General features: G+C 61.4%; 24 protein-coding genes. All 24 read left to right on the top strand.

Features of this window, described 5'->3' with window-relative positions:
• The first annotated feature begins 4 nt into the window (after nt 1–4).
• The 24 genes from ABIF91_RS07350 (at nt 5) to ABIF91_RS07235 (ending at nt 22,478) form a co-directional block, all read left to right on the top strand.
• A complete protein-coding gene (locus tag ABIF91_RS07350) occupies nt 5–2,260 on the top strand; it encodes a hypothetical protein (protein ID WP_424578879.1) in 2,256 nt (751 codons plus the stop codon).
• Nucleotides 2,261–2,281: 21 nt separating this feature from the next.
• Nucleotides 2,282–2,497: a hypothetical protein gene (locus tag ABIF91_RS07345; protein ID WP_424578878.1), complete on the top strand. Its 216-nt coding sequence runs from the start codon at nt 2,282–2,284 to the stop codon at nt 2,495–2,497.
• Nucleotides 2,478–4,163, top strand: coding sequence for a tail fiber domain-containing protein (locus ABIF91_RS07340; protein ID WP_424578877.1), 1,686 nt, complete (start codon nt 2,478–2,480; stop codon nt 4,161–4,163). Before ABIF91_RS07345 ends, ABIF91_RS07340 begins: the two co-directional genes overlap by 20 nt.
• 3 nt (nt 4,164–4,166) lie before the next feature.
• On the top strand, nt 4,167–4,394 hold the full coding sequence (locus ABIF91_RS07335) for a hypothetical protein (RefSeq protein WP_424578876.1): 228 nt from the start codon (nt 4,167–4,169) through the stop codon (nt 4,392–4,394).
• Nucleotides 4,395–4,400: 6 nt separating this feature from the next.
• Nucleotides 4,401–4,712, top strand: a complete 312-nt coding sequence (locus ABIF91_RS07330) for a hypothetical protein (protein ID WP_424578875.1) — start codon at nt 4,401–4,403, stop codon at nt 4,710–4,712.
• A complete protein-coding gene (locus ABIF91_RS07325) occupies nt 4,712–5,254 on the top strand; it encodes a hypothetical protein (RefSeq protein ID WP_424578874.1) in 543 nt (180 codons plus the stop codon). The genes ABIF91_RS07330 and ABIF91_RS07325 overlap by 1 nt, the downstream gene beginning before the upstream one ends.
• 53 nt (nt 5,255–5,307) lie before the next feature.
• Nucleotides 5,308–5,976 (top strand): hypothetical protein, encoded by a 669-nt coding sequence (locus tag ABIF91_RS07320; protein WP_424578873.1) that lies wholly within the window; start codon nt 5,308–5,310, stop codon nt 5,974–5,976.
• Nucleotides 5,977–5,978: 2 nt separating this feature from the next.
• Entirely contained in the window at nt 5,979–6,608 is a 630-nt protein-coding gene (locus tag ABIF91_RS07315; protein ID WP_424578872.1) for a hypothetical protein, read from the top strand.
• Nucleotides 6,583–7,881: a radical SAM protein gene (locus tag ABIF91_RS07310; protein WP_424578871.1), complete on the top strand. Its 1,299-nt coding sequence runs from the start codon at nt 6,583–6,585 to the stop codon at nt 7,879–7,881. The genes ABIF91_RS07315 and ABIF91_RS07310 overlap by 26 nt, the downstream gene beginning before the upstream one ends.
• Entirely contained in the window at nt 7,865–8,605 is a 741-nt protein-coding gene (locus ABIF91_RS07305) for a hypothetical protein (RefSeq protein ID WP_424578870.1), read from the top strand. The genes ABIF91_RS07310 and ABIF91_RS07305 overlap by 17 nt, the downstream gene beginning before the upstream one ends.
• Nucleotides 8,605–9,366: a hypothetical protein gene (locus ABIF91_RS07300; RefSeq protein WP_424578869.1), complete on the top strand. Its 762-nt coding sequence runs from the start codon at nt 8,605–8,607 to the stop codon at nt 9,364–9,366. Before ABIF91_RS07305 ends, ABIF91_RS07300 begins: the two co-directional genes overlap by 1 nt.
• Before the next feature lies 1 nt (nt 9,367).
• Entirely contained in the window at nt 9,368–9,790 is a 423-nt protein-coding gene (locus ABIF91_RS07295) for a hypothetical protein (RefSeq protein ID WP_424578868.1), read from the top strand.
• Between the two features lie 67 nt (nt 9,791–9,857).
• Nucleotides 9,858–11,291, top strand: a complete 1,434-nt coding sequence (locus ABIF91_RS07290; protein ID WP_424578867.1) for a phage tail sheath subtilisin-like domain-containing protein — start codon at nt 9,858–9,860, stop codon at nt 11,289–11,291.
• A 95-nt stretch (nt 11,292–11,386) separates the two neighbouring features.
• Complete coding sequence (locus ABIF91_RS07285) at nt 11,387–11,911, top strand: phage major tail tube protein (protein ID WP_424578866.1); 525 nt, start codon at nt 11,387–11,389, stop codon at nt 11,909–11,911.
• Nucleotides 11,912–11,996: 85 nt separating this feature from the next.
• A complete protein-coding gene (locus tag ABIF91_RS07280) occupies nt 11,997–12,269 on the top strand; it encodes a phage tail assembly protein (RefSeq protein ID WP_424578865.1) in 273 nt (90 codons plus the stop codon).
• A 250-nt stretch (nt 12,270–12,519) separates the two neighbouring features.
• Nucleotides 12,520–16,041 carry a phage tail tape measure protein gene (locus ABIF91_RS07275; RefSeq protein ID WP_424578864.1) on the top strand — a complete coding sequence of 1,174 codons (3,522 nt, stop codon included), beginning with the start codon at nt 12,520–12,522 and terminating at the stop codon, nt 16,039–16,041.
• 101 nt (nt 16,042–16,142) lie between these two features.
• Nucleotides 16,143–16,685 carry a phage tail protein gene (locus ABIF91_RS07270; protein WP_424578863.1) on the top strand — a complete coding sequence of 181 codons (543 nt, stop codon included), beginning with the start codon at nt 16,143–16,145 and terminating at the stop codon, nt 16,683–16,685.
• The gene (locus ABIF91_RS07265; RefSeq protein ID WP_424578862.1) at nt 16,685–16,906 is read left to right on the top strand and encodes a tail protein X; all 222 of its coding nucleotides are present in this window, start codon (nt 16,685–16,687) and stop codon (nt 16,904–16,906) included. The genes ABIF91_RS07270 and ABIF91_RS07265 overlap by 1 nt, the downstream gene beginning before the upstream one ends.
• 182 nt (nt 16,907–17,088) lie before the next feature.
• Nucleotides 17,089–18,216 carry a phage late control D family protein gene (locus ABIF91_RS07260; protein ID WP_424578861.1) on the top strand — a complete coding sequence of 376 codons (1,128 nt, stop codon included), beginning with the start codon at nt 17,089–17,091 and terminating at the stop codon, nt 18,214–18,216.
• 12 nt (nt 18,217–18,228) lie between these two features.
• Nucleotides 18,229–19,395: an N-acetylmuramidase domain-containing protein gene (locus tag ABIF91_RS07255; RefSeq protein ID WP_424578860.1), complete on the top strand. Its 1,167-nt coding sequence runs from the start codon at nt 18,229–18,231 to the stop codon at nt 19,393–19,395.
• 3 nt (nt 19,396–19,398) lie between these two features.
• Nucleotides 19,399–19,824, top strand: coding sequence for a hypothetical protein (locus ABIF91_RS07250; protein ID WP_424578859.1), 426 nt, complete (start codon nt 19,399–19,401; stop codon nt 19,822–19,824).
• Entirely contained in the window at nt 19,811–20,026 is a 216-nt protein-coding gene (locus ABIF91_RS07245) for a hypothetical protein (RefSeq protein WP_424578858.1), read from the top strand. The genes ABIF91_RS07250 and ABIF91_RS07245 overlap by 14 nt, the downstream gene beginning before the upstream one ends.
• The gene (locus tag ABIF91_RS07240) at nt 20,023–20,385 is read left to right on the top strand and encodes a hypothetical protein (protein WP_424578857.1); all 363 of its coding nucleotides are present in this window, start codon (nt 20,023–20,025) and stop codon (nt 20,383–20,385) included. The genes ABIF91_RS07245 and ABIF91_RS07240 overlap by 4 nt, the downstream gene beginning before the upstream one ends.
• A 17-nt stretch (nt 20,386–20,402) precedes the next feature.
• Nucleotides 20,403–22,478, top strand: coding sequence for a hypothetical protein (locus ABIF91_RS07235; RefSeq protein WP_424578856.1), 2,076 nt, complete (start codon nt 20,403–20,405; stop codon nt 22,476–22,478).
• Nucleotides 22,479–22,489: the final 11 nt, after the last annotated feature.

Here is a 22,489-nt window from a genome sequence, read left to right as displayed (position 1 = left end):
ACCAGTGGAAAACAAAATCATCTTCCATGCGAACATCGACGATGATCCGACCGACTTCACGCGGTTGCAGGATTTCGCCGAGGCTTCGCTCGATCACGTCGTCCTCGACGGCATCAGCAACCTGACCAAGTACACCGGCTTTGGAACGACTAAGTCGGCAGTGACTCAGATCTCGGTGCAGCCTGGCCGCCTCTATTCGGCCGGCAAGGTCTACTCTTCGTCGGAGACCGCCTGGAGCAAGGACTTCATCACGCAGCTACCGGTCGCCGGCAAGCGCATCGCTTCGGTCGTGACCTGGGGTCAGGAGACGGACACCGACATCCGCCCGCGTCAGTTCCTGATCAACGCCGAGACCCGCCAGGCGGAGCCGCAGGCCGTGCCGTTGGTTCACGCCCGTGTCGCGAGCCTGAACGTCGTGCTCGGCACCGAGGCTCCGGACCCGAGCGCGCCGCTGGTTGACGCTGGCTACACGGTCATCGCCAACGTGGTCCTGACGCCGACCGGCGTCGACACGATCACGATGATCACCGACAACCAGCTGCCGAGCGTCCAGGCACACGAGCAGCGCATCGACGACCTCGAAGTCTTCGAGGAGACCGCTGGTCTCCAGATCAAGACGCTGGCGTCCGACATTGCGGCGCTCAAGGAAGCGGGCTCTCGCGGTGACGTCGATGCGGCCACTATGGGTCGCACCCTGACTCGTCTGGCGGTGCTCGAGTCCAAGAACGGTGTGGTCTACAACGCGATCGACTCGGACGCGAACTTCTTCCTCGACACGTCGAAGACGCTGCTCACCGACCCGCTGTCGCATGTGAAGTGCGAAGAGGGCATCCGAATGCCATCGGCTGCCGAAGGCGCTGCGGCGCTCCAGATCTTCAACCCGCTCGATCCGAACGCGACCATCAAGAACGGCATCATGTTCCCGGCCTACACCCGGCAGGCATGGCTCCAGTCTGGCAGCATCACGGGCGAGCTGCAGGTTGCAGCCTACTCGGTGCAGTCCTTCGACATGGTCCAGAAGATGATGTCGAAGCAGCGCATCCGCTACGGCGACGAGTTCTACGTCTGTACGAACAGCCTGTTCTGGCAGACTGGTACCTACAACGGCGCCGGCCTGTTCTTCCGCGACGGCCAGACCTACGAGGTTGAGAACCCGGAGGCCACGCCGTACCACGCATTCATCCGTCTGCGTCAGATCTGGATCGACACCTGGCAGGAGCCCTATTGGGAGAAGGTGATCACCACGAACACGGTGCTGGGAACTCAGATCGCTGAGACCTGGCTCCAAGGCCAGAACATGTGGCTCGATGCTGTCGGCGTCTGGTTCACCCGTCTGGCGGCCTCCGGTTCGTGCCATTTCGCGATCTGCGAGGTCTCCGATTACGGTCTGCCGAACACGAAGGCGGTCATCGCTCAGACCACGATGCTCCGCGAGCAGCTCGTTCAGGGCGGCGAGACGGTCGTCGCGTTCCAGCCAACCTTCCTCCAGGCCGGTAAGCGCTACGCTGTCGTCGTGACCACGGCTGCCGACCACTGGGTCGCCACGGTCCCGGGTCAGAGCTTCACCTCCGGCACGTTCTTCTACGTGCTCGATGGCGCATACGCTCAGGGCGATGCGTTCAAGGACCTCTGGATGCGGCTCTATCGCTGCAAGTTCAACACGGCCCGTGCGGTCATCAACTTGAATCCGTTGCAGCTGGCCGGCGGCATCCTCGCGATCGACCTGCTCACCGGAACGGTCATCCCGGACGGCACTTCGCTCACGTATGAGATCCAGATCGGATCGACCTGGTACAACTTCCTCGACGTGGACAAGTACATGCTCGGCCAGGGCGGCACGATCCCGCCGCTGCTGCCGCTGCGAGCCGTCTTCAACGGCTCGGTGGACTGTATGCCGGCGATCAACCTCGCCGACAGCTCGGTCTTCGTGTCCCGCCCGGACGTCTATGCACAGCACGTCTCCACGACGCGCACGCTGCCGGCGGCCTCCACGTCGATCCGCGTGATCGAGCGCTACGAGTACTTCGATCCGGTATACCACACCGCGAGCTGCAAACTGCTCACGGGCGCTGGCTTCGGAACGCAAGTCTCGCCGTCTTCGGTCACCACCTGGATCGACCCGGTCGACGGTGCCTACGAGCGAACCTACGTGTTCAACCTCGGTGCCGCGATCACGCAGTTCCGGAAACTGACCCGTCTCGACACCTCGACCAACCAGCGTGTGTTCCACGTCGGCTGGCAGAAGGACTACGCCGTCTAAGGCGAGAAGGACAACCACAACATGACCGACAACACGAACGCGGCCACCCCCGAGGTGGTCGCGGTAGAACCGGCTGCGCCCGCTCCGGAGCCCGTCTATTACGACGTGAAGCTCAACGCGCGGTTCACCTGGCAAGACTTCAATTACCTGCCGAGGGATCATCACATCGTCGATAAGACCATCTTCGATGCGATGACGGCTGCGGGGGTGGTTGCCGATGTCAAGCAACTATCCTGAGCTAGTATTCACCGAGGATGAAGACTTCACGGCAGATCGTTTGAACTCGGCGATGGGGGTGATCGATAGTCGCCTCCGCGCCCTGGAGCCGTTTACTCCGTCATGGCAGCAAGCGGTTAACGATCTGCGTGACGTCGGTCTTTCTCGGCTGAACGACACCATTCTGCCGGCGTACAACCGCATCCAGCTGTTGTCGACGCTCGGCTTCCTCTTCGCTGGTTCGTCCAGCGAGGTCACTCTCACCGACGAGATGACTGCGACTTTCATCATCGACGATGAAACGCAGAAATCTCTGTTCACCCCGACGCCATTCCTGGCGCTGACCCGGTCCTCGACGATCGACGACTACGCGATTGCGCGGTTGATCTCGTATGAGGCGGCGACCGGCACCTTGATGGTTAAGGTGAAGGCGATCACCGGCAACCCCGGTCCTCACTCGGACTGGCAGGTTGGCGCGCTGGCGGCCAGTACGGCTGCGGCGATGGAATACTATGCGCAGATCGATGCGGCAAGGAACCAGGCTAATGCCGCGAAGGCCTCGGCCGCTGCAGATCGCATCCAGACTGGACTTGACCGAGTCCAGACCGGCGCAGACGTCATTGCTGCGAATATCGCCAAGGAGGCGGCACAAGCGGCTGCTTCGGGTGCTGGCACCTGGGATCCGACCAACTACGCGCTGAAGACGTATGTCGACAGCAAGATCGCTGCAGTGGTGGGCGCGGCTCCGTCGACGCTCGATACGCTGCAGGAGATTGCGGCCCAGTTTACGACGGATCACAACGCATTCAACACGCTGACCACCACGGTGTCCGGCAAGTTGCAGAAGTCGTTCAACTTGAGCGACCTGACCGATACGGTCGCAGCGAGGGCCAATCTCGGAATCGCCTTTGCCAACCCGACCAGCAAGTCGGGGATGGCAGCGGTCAATGGATCGGCTGTGACCTACATGAGGTCGGACGCAGCTCCTGCGATCGACCCGGCTATCAATCCGACCTGGACTGGCAAGCACATCTTCCAGTTCAACTCTGGACAGACCTACCTGCACAACTATTCGAGTTGGGGCGGCTTGTCGGTCTACGCCCCCGACCAGGGGTCTGCATTCATAACCTTCCATCGCGGCGCTTACGCGATGCAGATGGGTCTCGACGGCGACAACTGGTTCCGATGGGGTGGCTGGTCTGACGGTGCTTCGTACCGCCTGGCACTCGGTGCTGGTGGGCTGGTCTACACGCCTGGCGGCTTCGGCGCTGCGACGACGCCTGTATCCGGCCAGCTCCGCGCTGCCGGCGACATCATCTACGGCGTCTCCGACGAGAGACTGAAGACCGAAATCGAGGTCATCGAGGATGCGCTGGAGAAGATCGCCCAGCTCCGCGGTGTCACCTGGTCGCAGAGCGATCTGGCCAAGGAATTGAAGGCGCCCGAGCAGCATGGTCGCAAGGCCGGTCTGCTGGCTCAGGATCTTCAGAAAGTCCTGCCGGAAGCGGTAGGCCTGGCGCCGTTCGATGCCGATAAGAACATGAAGAGCAAGTCGGGCCTCAACCTGCTGAACATCAAGTACGACCAGGTGACTGGTCTGCTGGTCGAAGGCATCAAGGCGCTGAAGGACAAGAACGAGGCGCTAGAAGCGCGGCTGGCCAAACTCGAAGCAGCATTGGGGGTGTAAGAGATGGCGGTTCCTGCATCAGGAGCGGTCGCCTTTTCGACCGTCAACTCCGTCTTCGGCTTGGGCACTGCGATGAGCAGCTACGTCGGCCGGACCTACTACTACTACAGCGGCGGCGTGTGGACCGGAACTTTCCCGGGATCCAACTTCCCGATGTCCCTGTTCTACGGGAAATCGAACCACGACGAATGGAACTGTGCCTGCGATTGCAATTGCAATTGCGGCAAATGAGGTCACATGGATACGAAGTTCACCTTCAAAGTGAAGGACTGGAGCGCTGATGGCTCAGCCCGCGTGGAGTACATCCACGCCACGCTCGGCACCGTCACCAAGTCAGTCTTCATCCCGCTAAACTTCTCCGAGGAGGAGCAGCGTAGCGCGATCGTCATGCAGTTCCCGTCAACCATGTTCCACTCTCGGTGGCTTGGTTACCTGCAGCGCGAGGCTCCGCTTCCGGCACCCGCCGCCATGGAAGGGGAGTTCGTGTTCAGCCTTGAACGGCCGGATGACAATCTGGTCGAGCAGGCGCATGAGATCGAAAAGGTCTGATGCGCCGCAAGCGTCTGCGGTTCGGCAGCTTTATGGTCACGCTCTTCACCTGCTATGCGGGTGAGGAGCGGATCATTCCTCCTGGCGAACTGAACCGGGGCATCACTGAAGCCCCGATCGATGATCTGATCAAGATCAACAAGAATGCCAAGCCGCTGAACCCAATCACGGTCTTCACCAAGGGATCGTTCGAGATGGACCTCGGCTGGGACAAGCCATTCCCCATCAAGGCGGGTGAGGGTGGATATAGAGGCGCTTTTGCGGAGCGCCTGGACAACATTCGGCTACGTGCAGTCGAAGATGGTAGTGAATATCACTGCATTCTTCCGCTCGATCGAACGGCTCGATACTGGGACAGGCGCCCGGTGAGCTGTGACGCGGGTCAATCGATCGAGCTTTCCGCCGGCCATTTTCTCTACGTCGCGACGGGCGAGATCGAGATCGGCGGCAAGACCTTCACCGGTCCTGCCATGGTGGAGTCCTCCAAGGACCAGACTGCAACGGCCACAGAGCGTGTGATCGGTGCAAAGATATGGATCTGAGTTTCAAACCCAAACACTACCTCCCGGTCCTGTACACGGGATTGGCTGCCCTCGTGCTCGGCGCGATCCTCGTGTTGACCGGCGTGGTTTGGTGGCCGTGGCTGCTGCTGACCTGGGGTGTCTACTGCTTCCTGGCCATCACCAATTCGGCCGGTCACCACCGGCTCTTCTGTCATGGCTCATACGAGACATCGACGTTCTGGGAAGTGTTCCTGATCCTGACCGGGACACTGTCCTGCTACAGCTCGTCGCTGCAGTATTGCGTGACCCACAGCTGGCACCACAAATACGCCGACACTGATGGGGATCCCCATCACTTCGAGTCGTTTTGGGACGTGTTCCGCGAGAGCTATCGCATGGAGAACGCCCCGCTCAGCAGCCGCAAGGCAATGGCCAGGCTCCTGAAGCGTCCGGGTCATGCCTTCTTTCATCGCTACTTCTGGGCTTTCCCGGCCCTGTTGGTGATGATCCTGGCCTTCATCGGCTGGAAGGTGCTCCTGTTCGGATATGTGGCTCCTGTCGGTGTCATCCTCTTCTCGGCGGCGATGTTCAACTTCCTGTCCCACGACGACGACGGCCCGAACAACAAGACAATCGCGTTGTTCGTCTCGGGTGAGGGCAGGCACAAGCTCCATCACGAAAATCCGCACCTTTGGGATTTGCGGCAGAAGTGGTGGCACATCGATCCGAGCGCCTGGCTCATCATGCTCATCAAGAGGTAACGATGCCGACGATCCGCTTCCTGACGCCTGCGGACTATCCTGACATCTGCGACATCCTGGACCAGCACACCAGCGGTCCAGGTGCCTACGCAAACGATAGGGATGCGCCTCCGTCGCAATACTTCCATGACCACGCCAAGGAGTTCATCGACAGGATGTTCTTCGAGGCGATGTCAAACTTCTACGGCTACTTCGACGACGAGGGGCGGTTGGCTGCCTTCTGCCTGTTCGTTCGTTGGGAGAACGTCACAGACATCACCATCAGCATCAAGGTAGAAAACCCGTCACTCGATCTCCCTCGTGCGGAGGGCGCCCGATGGTCGGACGCAACGATCGAGTTGGTGAACTGGGGTATCGGCTATTTCTGGTCGGAGGGTGTGACCACCTTCTGGACCTTGCAGATGAGGGGGCAGGAGCCGGCAAGCTTCATGGCCCATCCGAACTGCATCCTCAATCAGTACCAGCGTGAGAAGGTCTTGGATCTTCCGGCCGGCACGAGGCCGCCGGCAGAGTACAGCAGGGTGACGTGGAAGCTGCTGTTCCAGGATGCCTCGATCGTAAAATACACCGATCCGCTTCCGCTGGCGGAATATCTGAAAGCAAAGAATGATCCGACTGGAGATGCTGGATAGGGACGGGGAGGTCGTGCCCCTGTTCTATGATCAGCACACGTCACGACTGATGGACCAGAACGGCTGGCGAGCCATCGACTTCACCGGGCACCCGCTTCTCGACGCCGAGCCTGTTGAGCGTCGCAAGTTCATCGCCGTCGATTACGACGAGCCGGGCAAGAAGGTCAGGGCCATCAAGAAGCTGAAGATTCAGCTCGGCCTCGGCTGCAACTATTCCTGCGCCTACTGCCTCCAGGCAGTCCAGATCCACAAGGCTGCGGCGACATCCACCCGCGATGCCAGCGAGTTCCTCGCCAACATCGACAACTGGATCGAGCAGCCGGAGGGCATGGACAAGGTCGAGTTCTGGGGCGGCGAGCCGCTCCTCTACTGGAAGAAGATCGAGATCCTCGCTCCGGCGCTGAAGGAGAAGTTCCCGAACGCCAAGTTCTCGATCATCACCAACGGGTCGCTCCTGACCCGGGAGATCATCGATCAGCTGAAGGCCTGGGATTTCTCGGTGTCGATCAGCCACGACGGTCCCGGACAGAGCATCCGCGGTGAGGACCCCTTCGAGGACCCGTACAAGTTCGCGTTCATCCAGTATGCCTTCAAGCAACTGCATCCGCGCTTCTCGTTCAACTCCGTGCTGACGCCGTCGAACAACGATGCCAGCGAGATCATCGACTGGTTCCAGGATTACTTCCCGGAGTGCAACGTCGTGTTCGAGGGCGTGGTCCACAGCTACGCCAGTGATCCGTCGTCGATCTTCACGGTCGAGCAGCTCCAGCAGTTCAGCGACCGCCTCGCACACCAGCTGGTGGATGGCAGCGCGCTCCGCTCGCCTGGCATGGTCGACAAGCTGCGCAGGGCTACCGAGTCGCTCGTCAACGAGCGCCAATCGGACACGCTCTTCCAGAAGTGCGCGATGGACACGCCGGAATACCTGGCGGTCGATCTCAAGGGCAACGTGATGACCTGCCAGAACGTGGGCGCCAACGGCAACCACAAGATCGGGCACGTCAATGACTTCGAGAACATCGCGCTCAACACCTCGCGCCATTGGAGCAAGCGCCCCGAGTGCCAGAGCTGCCCTGTGTTGCAGCTTTGCCAGGGCGCCTGCATGTACCTGGGCGGCGATAACTGGACGCACAGCTGCAACGCTGAGTTCTACTACAACCTGGCCTTCTTCCGGGTCGCTCTCTACGGGCTGACCGGTCGATGGCTGGCGGCCTTCGGTGGCGACATCGTCCGGCCGACGCTGAAGAAGGATCGCGATGTCCAAGTTCGTTAAGCTGGCCGCCCAGCTGGACAAGATCCCGCACCTCGATCTCGGCCGGAGCTTCGACGTGGCCCGGCTCCAAACGGAGCTGGACGCAATGGACCCGGCCCTCTTCGTGCCGTATCGGTCCAAGAGCCACAACACCAAGCACATCGCCAAGTCCTGGCACGGCCTGTCCCTGATTGCTCCGGGCGGCACGATCCACACCGATCTGACCGAGGAGCCCTACGCGGGCCGGACGGACTGCGTGTGGACGCCGATCGCCGAGGCCAGCCCCTACATCAAGCAGGTCATCACCGAGCTTGGTGGCGAGGGGCAGCGCGCCCGCTTCATGTGCATGCGGGCCGGTGGCAGCCTGACCTGGCATCGGCACGGCACCGAGATTTCGATCGAGCAGGGCAACATCATGGGCCAGCTCAGACCGAACTGGTACGAAGTGATCGTCCATGTCCCGGTGAGATCGACTCCGGAATACAGCTACGAGGTCATCGCCGCTCACGACTACGAGCTGGGCGACTTCTTCGAAGCCGGTCTGGAGGTTCACCAGATGAACTATCCGGAAGGCGAGGCGTGGGCCTTCAACGGCACCCACTACCACAACGTCTTCAATCGCTCTGCGACGGTGGATCGCTACTCGATCATGCTGACGGCGGATATCAGAAGGAAGAAGACCTTCGACATCGTGTCGAAAGCGGTCGCTGCCTACGACGGGCCGCTGATCGAGAGGAGCATCTGATGTCGAAGTTCGTTGATCTGGCCGGGAAGCTCGACCGCATCCCGCACCTCGATCTCAGTAAGAAATTCGATACGGGTCTCTTACAGGCAGAGCTGGACAGCATCGATCAGGCGCTGTTCGTGCCATACAAGTCAGTCAGCAAGCGGCATCGCGAAATGGTCGCCAAGAGCTGGCAGGGCGTTTCGCTGATCTCTCCGGACGCCACGCTTCACGGCGACCTGAGCGAAGAGTACGTCGGCTCCCCGCCGACCTTCGGATGGACAAGCCTCGCCGATCAGGTTCCTTACATGAAGGAAGTGATCACGGAGCTGGGCGGTGTCGGGCAGCGCGTGCGCCTGATGCGCGTCCAGCCGGGCGGTCGCCTTGCTTGGCACCGACACGGCGGTGAGGTTTCGACGGCCGGCGAGAGCGGGCGCTTCAACGGCGCCGAGCTTCGGCCGAACTGGTACGAGCTGATCGTGCATGTGCCGGTCAGGACCAATCCGGACTTCAGCTACGAGGTCGCAGAGGTGGTCTCATACCAGATCGTCGATTTCCTGACCGAGCAGCCGGCGGTGCATCGCAAGAACTATCCAGCAGGTGAGGCATGGGCCTTCAACTCGACCCACGTCCACAACGTGTTCAACCGCTCCAAGACGGAAGCGCGATACGCCTTGATGCTCAACCTCGACATCAGGATGCGAAAGACGTTCGAGATCGTTTCGAAAGCCGTCGACCGCTACATCGCGAACGGCGAGGGGCCTTTAATGCCAGGGCTCTGAAATGGAAACTGTCCTTGCTTCGGGACCGCCTGACGTTCTCGAAGATTCGTTCCGGGTCGCCACCAACGAGGATTGGACTCGTGACTGGCAACTCAAAAGCGGTGACGATGTCATCCCGTTCCAGGCTGGCTGGAAGCTGTACATGCAGCTCCAGCAGGATGAATCCGGCGACATCGCCATCATGTGCTCAACCGACAACCGCCGGCTCATGGTCATCGACCAAGACGCCGGAAAATTTGGACTGAGGGTGAAGCAGGCCGACGCCTGTCAGGTCACTCCCAGCGCCTACGTATATGACATCGTCCTCGTTGCTGGCGATGGCATCTACCGCCTCGTCGCAGGCTCAATCGCGGTCGATCGCGGGATCACAACGGTCCCCGGTCTGGAGAAGTGGACTCACTATCCGCTGATCAAGCGACCGTAACATCGCCAACAACTCCAACCCTCCAGCCGCCCCTCCCGGGCGGCTTTTTTGTTTGGGAGAACCATACGTGACTGTTCAATATCTCCACGGCGTCGAGACGATCGAACTCGATAGCCCCTCTGGCCCGGTCGAGACCGTCAAGTCGAACGTGATCGGCTTGGTCGGCACCGCGCCCGACGCAGACCCGGACATTTTCCCGCTCAACACTCCGGTGGCTGTGTTCGCTGACGCCCTGAAGGCTGGTCAGCTCAAAAGCGAAGGCACCCTGCTCGACGGCATCGACGCCATCTTCAGCCAGAAGTCGGCTGTCGTGGTCGTGACCCGCGTTGCCGAAGGCGTGAGTCAGGAAGAGACCTGGTCGAACGCTGTCGGTTCTCCGACCGGCAAGACCGGCGTCTGGTCGCTGCTCAAGGCACGTCCGACCCTCAAGGTGATCCCGAAGCTGCTCGTCGCTCCGGGCATGACCAGTGGTCGCCCGACCAACGGCGTGAAGAACCTCGTGATCGCGGACCAGGGTTCGGCCTACGTGCTCGCAACCACGACCATCACCATCGAAGCGCCCCCGGCCGGCGGTCGTCAGGCCACGGCGGTGCCGCAGGTGGTTGGCGGCAAGCTGACCGGAGCGATCATCACCGACCCCGGCTACGGCTACACCGCTGCTCCGGCCGTGACGGTCGCGGGCGCTGGTGCCGGTGCCACGGTCACCGCAACGCTCGGCCACGTCGCCAACCCGGTTGGTGTCGCCCTCGCCTCGATCGTCGATCGCCTCCGCGCGGTGGCGTTCCTGGATGGTCCGGGCACCGACTACGCCGATGCGGTCGAGTACCGCAACGACTACGGTAGCCAGCGCATCAGCATCGTCGATCCGGGCGTTCTGAGCTGGGATACCGAGAACTCCATCTACGTGACGAAGCCTGCTTCGGCCTACGCGGCCGGCATCCAGGCTCGCATCGATGAGGAGAAGGGCTTCTGGTACTCGTTCTCGAACGAGGTCATCCAGAACATCGGTGGCCCCGCCCGTCCGGTCGACTTCATGCCGAACGACCGTGACTGCGAAGCGAACATGCTCAACGCGGCCCAGATCACGACCATCATCCACGATGACGGTTTCCGCTTCTGGGGTCTGCGTGGCGCGGGTCAGGACCCGCTCTGGGCCCAGCTCTCGGTTCGCCGCACCGCGGACATGGTCTACGAGAGCCTGGAGCGCGCCGAGCGTTCCCGTCTCGACAAGCCGTTCAGCTACCAGCTGCTCTCGGGCATCGAAGGCGACGTCAACTCCTACCTCCGACTGCTCCGCGCTCGCGGCGCCCTGATCGGCGGCAAGTGCTGGATCGACCCGACCGTCAACACTCCGCAGACCTTCGCTGCGGGCGAGCTGACGGTGGACTTCGATCTCGAGCCCCCGGCTTGCTTGGAGCACCTCCAGTTCCGCGCTCGCCGTAACCCGCAGTACTACACGGACTTCATCGAGCAGTTCTCGCGGGCGATCACCAACGCCTAAGCGTCGGCCATCACCAACCATCACCAACAATGAGCTAGTCACGAGCCGCTCGGTCCTACGGGGCCGGGCGCGCTCTGGCATGGCCGGAGAAATAAATGACCAACCTTCGTGACTCCAACATCCTCCAGGACTTCACGGTCTGGATCGACGACGTGGGCAAGATCGGCGAGGCCCCCGAGTTTCAGCCGCCGGAAATCAACATCTCCGTGGAAGAGTTCCGCGGCGGTGGCATGGACGGCACCGTCGAAATCCCGATGGGCATCGAAAAGATCGAGTTCGACTTCCAGCTTCACACCTGGGACGAGCAGATCTGGACGAAGCTGGGCTATGGCCCCGGCTCGCTCGACGTGCCGATCACCTTCCGCGGCTACCTGCTCACGCCGGGCGGCGCTGAGAAGGGCGTCTACATCTATACCCAGAGCCTGATCAAGTCGATCAAGCCGGGCAAGGTGAGCGCCGGCAAGAAGGTCGAAATGACGATCAGCCTGGTGGCGAACTACTACCAGCACATCGTCGACGGCAACACGCTGGCCGAGATCGACGTCTTCAACAAGGTGACGTTCCTCAACGGTCAGGACAAGAGCGCGTTCGCTCGCCGGACGCTGGGCTTCAACTACTAAGCCCCAACCAACACGCCAACCAACCTCAGGCCTCGCCATTCCGGCGGGGCCTTTTCTTTTACCCCAAGCATAGGTGTGCAACCAAATGGCTAACGAAGTTTTCAACCTCACCCACCCCTTCGAGTACCGCGGCGCGAGCTACGTCGAGTTCAAGCCCCGCCGGCCGAAGGTTCGTGACCTCCGCAACTTCATCAAGAACGTCGACAAGGACGGCGTTGGCGCGATGGAGAAGGTGCTCGCTGACCTGTGCGAGGTCGACGACAAGGTCATCGCCGAGATCGACATCGAGGACTTCGCTCCGATGAAGGCGTGGTTCGAAGGTTTTTTGAAGCCCATGCTGAGCGGATCGGACGAATAATCCAGGACGCTTTCCCGATCTTCGAGCGGTTCGGATGGACCCTCGAAGACGTGGAGAACATGGAGTTCTTCGACTTCTGCCTCGTGGCGGACGGCGTTTATGAACTCAACAAGCGTGACGCTGAAATAGCGGCAAAGGCTCGGGGCGGGAAATAGCCCCGGGCCATTTTTCTTTGTATCTATGGAGCGGTTCGTGGAGAAATCTCGACGTCAAAGCTAGGTTGTCCCTAGAGAACGACCTCTCGCCCGAAATGCGGCGTGTCGCCGAGGACATTAAGCGCTTCGAGAAGAATGCTCAGCGTCTGAAGAAGTCGTTCGAGTTTCCGCTCAAGGGATCGATCCTCGACTCGAAGGTGCTGGGCGAGGTCCAGAAGGAACTCGGACAGACTGGCAAGAAATTCAACCGGCTCACCAAAGACCAGATGGCGTGGGCCCGCGAGCAGAAGCGTATCGGTGCGCTCACGACCGACACGTGGCTCGACATCAAAAATCACATCGATGACGCGGTCAAAACATTCCAGAGTGCGACCGGCAAGAAAAAGAAGGAACTCGCAAAGCAGTTGAAGGATGACATCGGGTACGCCCGAGCATTCCGATACGTCTATCAGGGCGAGCATGAGCGTTATGAACGCGCCGTGGAGCAGCACCATAGGGCGCTGACCCGACTTGGCCTGATGAAGCAGAAGCGGGAGGAAGCGGTCGCTCGCGCCAAGCAGCGAGCAAACGACAAACAGGCGAAGGACGAGGCCAGAGCCGCCGCCCGCGCCGAGCGTGAAGCGAAGCGTCAGGCTGAAGCAGCGGCCCGCGAGGTCCGCAGGCAAAACCGTATTCGCGAGCGCGAAGAGCGCCAGCATGCCGAGAACATGGTTCGTGCGCGCCGGGCTGCATTCCGCAGCGCCAGGCGCTTTGTGAACATGGCTGGCAACAGCGGTCGTGGCATCGGTCCTGGACTGGGCTCGGCCGTCAGCGCTGGTGGCGCGATCTTGGGAGCGCGCTCTGCGATCCGTGCGTCGACCACCGTCGACACCGAAAAGGCCTATGCCCAGATCTTCCAGGGCATGACCGCGGAGCAGGCCGACAAGCTCTACAAAGAGTGGGCTGTTCCGACCGGCGCCAGGATGGGCATCAGGCCCTCCGAGCTGATGCGCTCGACGAACGAAGCGGTGCAGCAGGGTGTGCCGGAGGATCTTGCTCCGAAGTACGCCGAACTCGTCACCAAGGCGGCAAAGCAGCTGCGTATGCCGACCGCACAGCTGACCGAAAGCTTCGGTCCGATGATGGCGCAGCTCAGAGGCCAAGGCCGGCTGAAGACCACTGACGACGCCGAGAAGTACATCAACCTCGCCGTGACCATGGCGAACCAGTCGGCGGCGACCCGCGAATCCGTCATCTCCGCGATGCGTACCGGTTTCGGTGCGACCGATTTGATGGGTATGGACGACGCTCACGGCATGGCCTTGATGACGACGCTCATCGAAGGCGGCTCGCAGGGCCAGCAGGCGGCGCGCGGCGTCGGCCACATGGCTCAGCGTCTGGCAAATATGCCGCTGCATGCCAGGAACATCCGGCGCAAGGAGACCCGGTCGGCTGAGGATCAGTTGTTCCTCCAAGCGCCGAGCAAGCTCGGCTACGGCAGCTTCGAGGAGATCTCGCGTCGGTTCAAACAGAATCCGAACCAGGCTCCGTTCGAGTTCCTGCAGCGGTTCAACCGCATCAAGGACGTCCAAGAGCGATCCAACCTATTCTTCGCCCTGATGGGTCAGGACTTTGCGCGGTTCGAGCTGAACGTCGTGAAGATGTCGGAGAGCGTCACCCGCAACATCGACCTTGCCAACAAGGCGATGGGTGAAAAGCCGGGCGACAATGCTCTGTCGAGGGGCTTCGACGTCTGGCTGACGACGTTCGAGTCCATCCAGGAACGTATCGGGGCAATGTGGGAGCCGATCATCGCCGACCTCGGCGACGGCTTCAAAGACTTTGCCCATGACTTCATGGATGTCTTTGCCGACTTCTCGAAGAACCTGACGGGCAACCTCAAGAAGTACGTTCAGGAGTTCGGTCGCGGTCTGATCGCGGGCTTCGGCTTCAATTCGCTGAAGGACCTGCTGCGCTACATCATGCCCACCGAGGGCATGAACCCTGACAGCTTCTTCAAGTTCGGCAAGGGCTTGGCGGAAGGCATCAAGAGCGTTGGCTCGGCTATCGCGTCTGCCGGCAGGCTGATCATCGCGGCCTTCGGCGGCAATCCGGCAAGTCCGGAAGCGCTCGGAAAGCTGGTTGGCCAGATCGGCGCGCTCGTTGCGGCATTGGGACTGCTGTCTCCGGTGCTGACCGTGTTCGCATCGATGGTCACGATCATCAACGGACTCGCTGTTGCCTTGGGCGCTCTCGCCGCCACGGCGGTCGGCAGGTTCCTGTTGAGCAGGGTCGGCGCCCCTGGCGCTGCTCTGGCAATCGCATCTGACCCGCGCAGCAACAGCACCCAGGACATCACTGGCCTTCAGGACGCACTGCGCGAGGAGAAAGCGAAGAACAAGGCGCTCGGTCTCGACAAGGAGACCAGGCGCAAGCTCAAGCGCCTCCAGAACTACAAGACGCCGGCTGAGGCAGATCCACTGTTCCAGCCGACGAGCTACACCGGCTCGACCGATTTCTCCGGTCGGGCCCGAGTGCGCAGCCAGGTCGACGAGCTGAGCGATCAGCTCAAGAAGTTCGGCGGCACCGTCGAGCGCGCGTCGTTCATCGGCTCGACCGGAAGTGCATTCTCCGGGTACGGCACCGGCTATCGCGGCGGTGGCGGATCGGGCGGAAGCGCTATCTCTTCCGTCCCGTCCTCGCTGACGCCCGGCGGTGGCGGCGCATACAGCCTGTTCAGCAGCACTCCGGGTGGGGCACTACCCAACTTCGGTGTGGGATCTGGCGGTATCATCCGTCGCAGTGGCGGCGGTGGCGGTGGCGTCGGTGGCACCGACATCCCGGCAGGCGGACCGGCAGACATGTCAACCGGTGAAGGTCTCGCCGGCAACTCCTTCTTGGCGGCCCGTCGCGCTCGCTTCGGCGAAGAGTTCAAGAACGATCCGAACCTGAGACTGCACCTCGCGGCCATGCAAATGACCGAAGGTGCCAGCCGGGGCGGAACGATCGAGAGTCTCATGAACCGCACGGACATGCAGGGGTCTTCTCTCCGGAGGATGCTCGGCTACACCGCTGACGGCAGGATCAATCCGAGGAGCTTCTACGGACCCATCCGTCGAGGCGAGCTTGGACCTGCAATCGAGAAGCTCAAGCGTAACCCGAAGCTGTTCCAGTACTATGACGGCTTCACGCAGCGCGCTCTCGAAGGCAGCCACGTCGTCGGCGGCCATACCGACCAGGGCTTACCCACCGATCCCAACGGATCGGCGCGGACCGGTATCCCTGGGCTCAGGCTCCGCGATTCGAAGACCGGCAAGTTGGACGGCAACGAGTTCACTGACTGGGTTGGTCCTGGATCGGGTTGGGGCAAGGGTCGCGCAGGCGCGATCAACTATCGCCGCTTCATCGAGCAGGGCATCAGCGCCGTGCCATCTGGCGCGGACGCAGTCAAGAACGTTCCTGCTCCGCAGTCGAGCGCCCCGATGAGGGGTGGCTTTGGTGCGGGTGGCGGCGGCAACGTCGCGATCCACATCAACGGCAACAGCCACGATCCGGAAGCGCTCGCAACGCTGATCCAGCGTCGCGTCGACGAGTCGATGAACTGGCGCACCCACGACAGCGAGTCTGAATACACCTGATGTCTGCGTTCGCTGACATCCGGGAATGTCGGCGCTCGCTTACATAACTATCCCGGCCCTACGGGGCCGGGCTTCCCCTTCAATTCAGATGAGAGGATTCCATGGCATCTGTGCTCATGGGTCTGGGTTCGCTCGACCCGAAACAGCCTGACAACCAGATCCTTTTCTACGTTCCCGTCCCGACCCAGGACACCCCTGGCTTCGAGACGCTGCAGCGTGACGCGCAATACACCTGGGTCTCGAACGACCGCCTGTCCCGTGACCCGGCGATGCAATTCACCGGTCCCGGCGAAGAGAATATCTCGGTCGAAGGCCGGATGTTTCCGTACCATTTCGGCGGTCTCTCCACTCTCGACCGGCTGCGTGACGCTGGTCGCGCCGGTAAGCCATACATTCTCGTCCGATTCTATCCGCTGGCGGATGAGCTGGACGCGAAGCAGAGCATTGCCGAGGTCGCCTTCAATAATAAGGTCGTCTGGGGTTGTCAGAACCTCGGCAACTTCGTCATCAAGCGGGTCCGGACGGTCGAGTCGAAGATTGGCGCGGTTGGTATCGCGCACAAGATTGACTTCACGCTCGAACTGACGCGCTACGGCGATGACCTCATATCCGTAACCCCTGGCGATGTTGGGATCTTCAGCTGATGACCACCTACGTCACTAAGATGTTCGACCGGCTCGACCGCATCTGCTACGACAGGTACGGTTCGACCAGCAATCAGATCGTCGAGTGGGTCATGGATCAGAACCCTGGCATCGAGATGTGCGCGATCGTTCTGCCGCTCGGCATCACCATCAATCTTCCCGATGCCCCGAGGAAGCTGACGCCGCCTCCGGTGCTCAAGCAAATCTTCCTCTGGAAGTGACTCATCCGCGTTCGCGTATAAAAACGAAAACTATACGTGAGCGCGTATAGAAATCCCCCTGGCAAAGTAAGTCATAGCTTCTTTTTCTGAGGAAATAAGCCCCGTGTAACCGTGGCAGGAAGCTACGCTTGAGTCAGACAGGCCGTCCTTTGGGGCGGCCTTTTTCTTTTTGGAGGCTGTGCGTGTCTACCAGCTACACCCCGATCTACCGGATTGAGAAGGACGGGGTCGATATCACCAACAGGTTCAACGATCGAACCACCCAGATCAAGGTCGAGTTGACGGCCGGCGGTGGCTCGGGCGATCGGTGCGAGATCGTTATCGATGACCGCGACTGGGCCCTGGAGAGGCCGGCCGGAGCTGCAAAAATCCAGGTCTGGCTGGGCTACCAAGAGATTGGCCTGGCCTACATGGGCACGTTCGAGGTCGATGACGTGATCCTCCAGGGAATGCCGCGATCGATGCAGCTGACCGGCACGTCCACCGGTTTCAACGACATGAAGAAGGCGCCGCAGATCGCCAACTGGGACAACAAATCCGTCGCAGAGATCCTGGGCGAAATCGCCGGTCAATCTGGCCTTGGCATGTCAATCTCGGAAGAGCTTGGCAGCATGAAGATCCCGTTCAAGAACCAGGTGGTCAGCAACCTCCACCTGATCCACGAACTGGAGCGCATCACAGGCGCTGTCGGAAAGGTTGTCGATGGCAACCTGATGTTCGTTCCGCGAGATTCGGACAACAGCGCGAGCGGGGTCTCGTTGCCGATGCTGGTCCTGCAGCCCGAGCACTTCGGGCAGTGGCGGGTTCGCTTCACGAGCACGCCAAAATACACGGGCGTCAAGGCGCGCTGGTGGGACGAGGCAAGCAAAACGTACAAGGCCGTGGAGGCTGGTGTCACTGGTTTGCTGAGCGGCGGTGCAGGAGCCACTCCGTACACGATCGGCTCACAATTCCTATCGCAGGCAGAGGCCCTGGCCGGAGCACAGTCGAAAGCGCGGGCGCTGAAGCGAGCCGAGAAGGAGGGCAACTTCGACCTGGCAAAAGGTGATCCCTGGATACGTGACCAGCAGAAGATCATCATCACCAAAATGCGCGAGGGCATCAACGGCGGCTACACCGTCGACAAGGCCATCCACACGTACATCAAAAGCACAGGCATCAGAACGACGCTTGAATGCCGGGCACCGGGCGATGACGTGGACTACTCCGACCTGAGTGAGGGTCCGTATTTCCTGCTTCAGCCGAAGCCCGGCGAGCCGATGGGGACCGTGATCCCGGACGGCTCATTCAATGGGTCCGTTCCGTTCTAACGAAAGCACTAAATGTTCAGTCAAGAGATCATCGACGCCATCGTCGCGGCGGCGAACAAAGAAGGCTGGCCCGCTTCGGCGCTGCTGGCCGTGGTCGAATGCGAGACGTCGGGCAAGCCGTTCGAAGTTGACGGTCACACCCCGACGCTCCTGTTCGAGCGACACAAGTTCTATTCCGAGCTGCAGGAGCATGAGCCGAGCAAGCTGAAGGCGGCTATCGCCAAAGGCCTGGCCATCCCGAAGTGGAGCCGGAACACCCAGTACAAGGACCAGGGCACTTCGTCCGGCCGCCTCAGCGTCATCGCCAAGGCACGAGCCATCGACGAGGAAGTCGCCAACAGAGCGGCGTCCTGGGGCCTTGGCCAGACCATGGGCTTCAACGCCGAACGCCTCCACTACGATAGCGCCACCGCCATGGTGGACGAGCTGTCCCGCGGTATCGCGGAGCAGATCGATGCTCTCGTTCGCGAGATCAAGTCCAGCCACCTCGACCGCTATCTGGTCGCCAAGAACTGGGCAGCCTTCGCGAAGGGCTACAACGGCGCTGGCTACAAGCAGAACAAGTACGACACCCGCATGGCAGCGGCGGACGCCCAGTGGGCACGTCGTCTGGCGAACGGCGATCTGAACGCCAAGCCCGGCAAGGCCATCACGCTGGTCTATCAGACCAAGCTCAAGGAGCTGAACTACCCGATCGGCAAGATCGACGGCGACTGGGGCGACCTCACCACGGGCGCGACCTCCGCGTTCCAGCGGCGCGAGGGCATCAAGATCACCGGTCATCCAAACGACGAGACCACCGAGCACCTCGACAAGGTCAACGAGCCGCGCCCTGTGGTGCAGGAGCGTGCCGAGTCGACGGTCGATGACCTCAAGGCTGCGGGCTCGCAGACGATCGAGGCTGCGACCAAGGGTTCCACGCTCACGAAAGTCATCGTGGGTGCCGGCGCTCTCGGCGGTGCTGATCAGGCCGGCGTCCTCGACCAGGTGCAGGAGACGGTTGGCAAGGTCCAGAGCGCGAATGCGGTCCTGGACTCCATCCATGACCTCGCCATCGGCCTCAAGCCGTACTGGTGGGTCGGTCTCATCGTGGTCGGCTTCGTCATGTGGCGCTGCTACGGCGACGTCATCAAGGCCCGTCTTGCCGACCACCAGAGCGGCGCGAACATCGGCAGGTAATCCATGTCCATCATCGAAAAGATCGTGGGGGCTCTCCCCACGGTCCGGGATCGTGCGCGCACGGTCCTGGACTTCGCAATGTCCACCAAGGGCAAAGTCATCCTGGCTCTCGCCGCAGCGGTCATCGCTCTCGGTCACGCACACCACCGAGGGGTCGAGAGCCAGGAACCTCGGATCGCACAGCTCACGAAAGAGCTGGGTGAGGTGAAGAAGGAGCTGGGTGAGGCGAAGCTGAAGGCGGCCATAGTCGTCCAGCAGACCGCCGCTCCCTCGCCCAAGGTGCAGAATTGGCTCGAAGAGCAGGCTCGCGTCAACGAACAGCTCGACCTGAAAGTGAAGACCTATGAGAAAGAACTGGCAAGGCGTCCTGCGGGCAATGGTGATCGCCTCACTGACGCTGAGTCTCGCCGGCTGCTTGACATCCGGTAACGAGGATCTCCGCGACGTTCCTCCCACCCTGGCGGACTGCATCAAGATCGCCAGGAAGGTGGCGCTGCCGCCGATCCAACCGGGCATGAGCAAGGTGGCGCTGATCGCGCAATACCGGGCGGCCCTCATCAAAGCCGATAACCGCATCGAAGGGGTCGCTGAGTGCCTCGCCGAGATCGATACTCTGGGGGCTCAGAAATGAACTCTAACGATATCCTGTCCTACCTGACGAGCCTGGCGGGACCGCTCATCGCGGCAGCCGGCTTCGTCAGTGGCGTCTGGTACCGCATGGAAAACCGAGTCGAGAACGCCCGCAAAGAGGCGAGGGAGTCGGTCGACAAGGTCCGGACCGAAGCCAGCGACAAGTCTCACGCCGTCGAGAAGGAACTCGCCGAGCTGAAGCTCAAGATGGCCGAGGAATACGCCTCCTGGGACACCGTGCGTGCCATCGAGAGCCGTCTGACCGAGCGGATGGACGGCCTCTCTGACGCGGTCATGAAGATGCCCGACGCCGTGGTCGATCGCCTCATGAAGTATCTCGCAATAAAGCCGGCGCCCTAAGACCGGCAAACTGAGACTTGCCCCTGGCCATCGTGCCGGGGGCCTCTTTTTTTATGCCCGGATTTGCCGCAAATTTGCACGAATGCAAATTTTGTGGTAGGCGGTCAACCAGAATTTCCATCCATTCATGGGGTTCCATGCTCTCCACCGAAGAACGCGCCCGCAGAAAACAAGTCATCGAAGACCTTCTCAAGCTGGGCTACCACCCGCAGGGTCAACGTGGAGGCCTTGCCTCCGCCACCAAGACTGCGGAGCGCCGCGAAGGCATCAACTATCCGAACTGGGTCCGCACTGAGGAAGCGCTGAAGCGCAAGCGCAAAGAGCACTTCGCTGTCGACTGGTCCCTGTTCGTCCCGCCCGCACCCGCCGCCACCGTCACCCGCGGCTCCGAGGAGGCCGGCGAAGAACTGTCTGCCGAAGACCACGCGCACAAGCGCGCCCAGGATCTCTCGGGAGAGGTTACCGATCTCATCACCCGCTCGAACTACCCGGTCATCAACCCGGACGCCATCATCATCGACTCCTACCTTGTCCGCCGTTACGATCGCGAGATCGGCGGTTACGTCATCAAGGAGGGCACGCCGCGGACGTGGATGACCGACACCTTGCGTGTCGCCCCGATCACGGATCCGCGGAACCAGAACTTCATCTTCACTGGCGCTCAGAACGACGCCATGCTGCATGAGGAGTTCTGGGCGAACCTGCTCGCCTATGCAGCCTATCTCGACGCCAAGATCATCGTCGGTCCCTGGACCTACGAGACGCAGTGGTGGGCCGAGAACAATCCGACCGCGCGTGCCTACGCCACCGAGCTGACGCCGTATCTGTGCTTCGGCCAGATGAAGATCGGCGACAACTTCGTGTTCTGCGGCGAGATGAACACGCTGCCGACTGCCTCGCAGCCGATCTCCGATCTCGTCACCTACAGCCGGGGCCGCTGGGCCGTGTTCCCGCACGCCAAGCGCCAGCTCAAGAGTGTGCCCTCGACCGATCCCGCCATCCAGGCGCATCAGGTCATGACCACGGGCGCGGTGACGCGGCCGAAGGTGATTCCCCGTAAGGCGGGCGTGAAGTCCATCTTCCACCAGGTCATCGGTGCAACCGTCGTGCAGTTCGACGAGGCCGGCGACGTGTTCTGCCGCCAGATCACCGCGAGCGAGGACGGCTCGTTCTATGACCTCGACGCCCATGTGTCGAACGCCGAGGTCACGACAGGGCACCGCGTCAAGGCGCTGACCTGCGCCGACATCCACGTCCGCAAGCTCGATGCCGCCAACACCATGGCGACGTTCGGCTGGGACATGCGCGGCAACGTGGCGAAGTATCGGAACAGCGTGGTCGATGTCCTCAATCCCGAGAACATCATCGTTCACGACATCTTCGACAACGAGCCCGGCAACCATCACCACGTCGGCGATAACGCCTACAGCTACGAGATGGCGATCCGGGGCCGCGACAGCGTCGAGGAAGAGACCGTCCAGTGTGGCGACTTCCTGATGCGTACTGCCGGCGACGACCGCCAGATCATCGTGGCGGAAGGCAACCACGACCTGGCGCTGGAGAAGTATGCGAGGGAAGGGCGCTACCGCAACGACGGCATCAACGTCCGCTTCGGCCTGCAGCTCGAAGATGCGTATCTCGGCTACGTCGAGGCGCGCTCTGAGGCGATCGACAACGACCAGCCCGTGCCGCGCTTCTCGCTGTTGGAGCACGCCATCCGCCTGAAATACCCGGAGATGCGGGCTGCGGTCGAGTGGTGTCACGACGGCTATTCGCGGCTAATCGACGGCATCGAGGTCGGCAACCACGGCTTCCGTGGAGCCAACGGCGCCAAGGGCACGGTCGCTGGCTTCGCCCGCATGGGCCGCAAGATGACGATCGGAGACAAGCACACCGCCGAGATCAACGAAGGCGTCTACGTGGCAGGGGCAATGAACCTGCGGCATGGCTACAACCGCGGACCGAGCGGCTGGAGCGTCAGCCATGTGGTTCAGTACCATGATGGTAAGCGAGCCATCATCACGCTCCAAAAGGGAAAATGGAGGCCTGAGAAACCGGTTATCCGGCTTCCGGCTGTGTCTTCTGCTGCCTAAAGGTTTGCTTG

The organism is Bradyrhizobium sp. USDA 241 (assembly GCF_049739505.1).
Taxonomy (GTDB): domain Bacteria; phylum Pseudomonadota; class Alphaproteobacteria; order Rhizobiales; family Xanthobacteraceae; genus Bradyrhizobium; species Bradyrhizobium liaoningense.
This window is presented reverse-complemented; position numbering and strand designations above follow the sequence as displayed.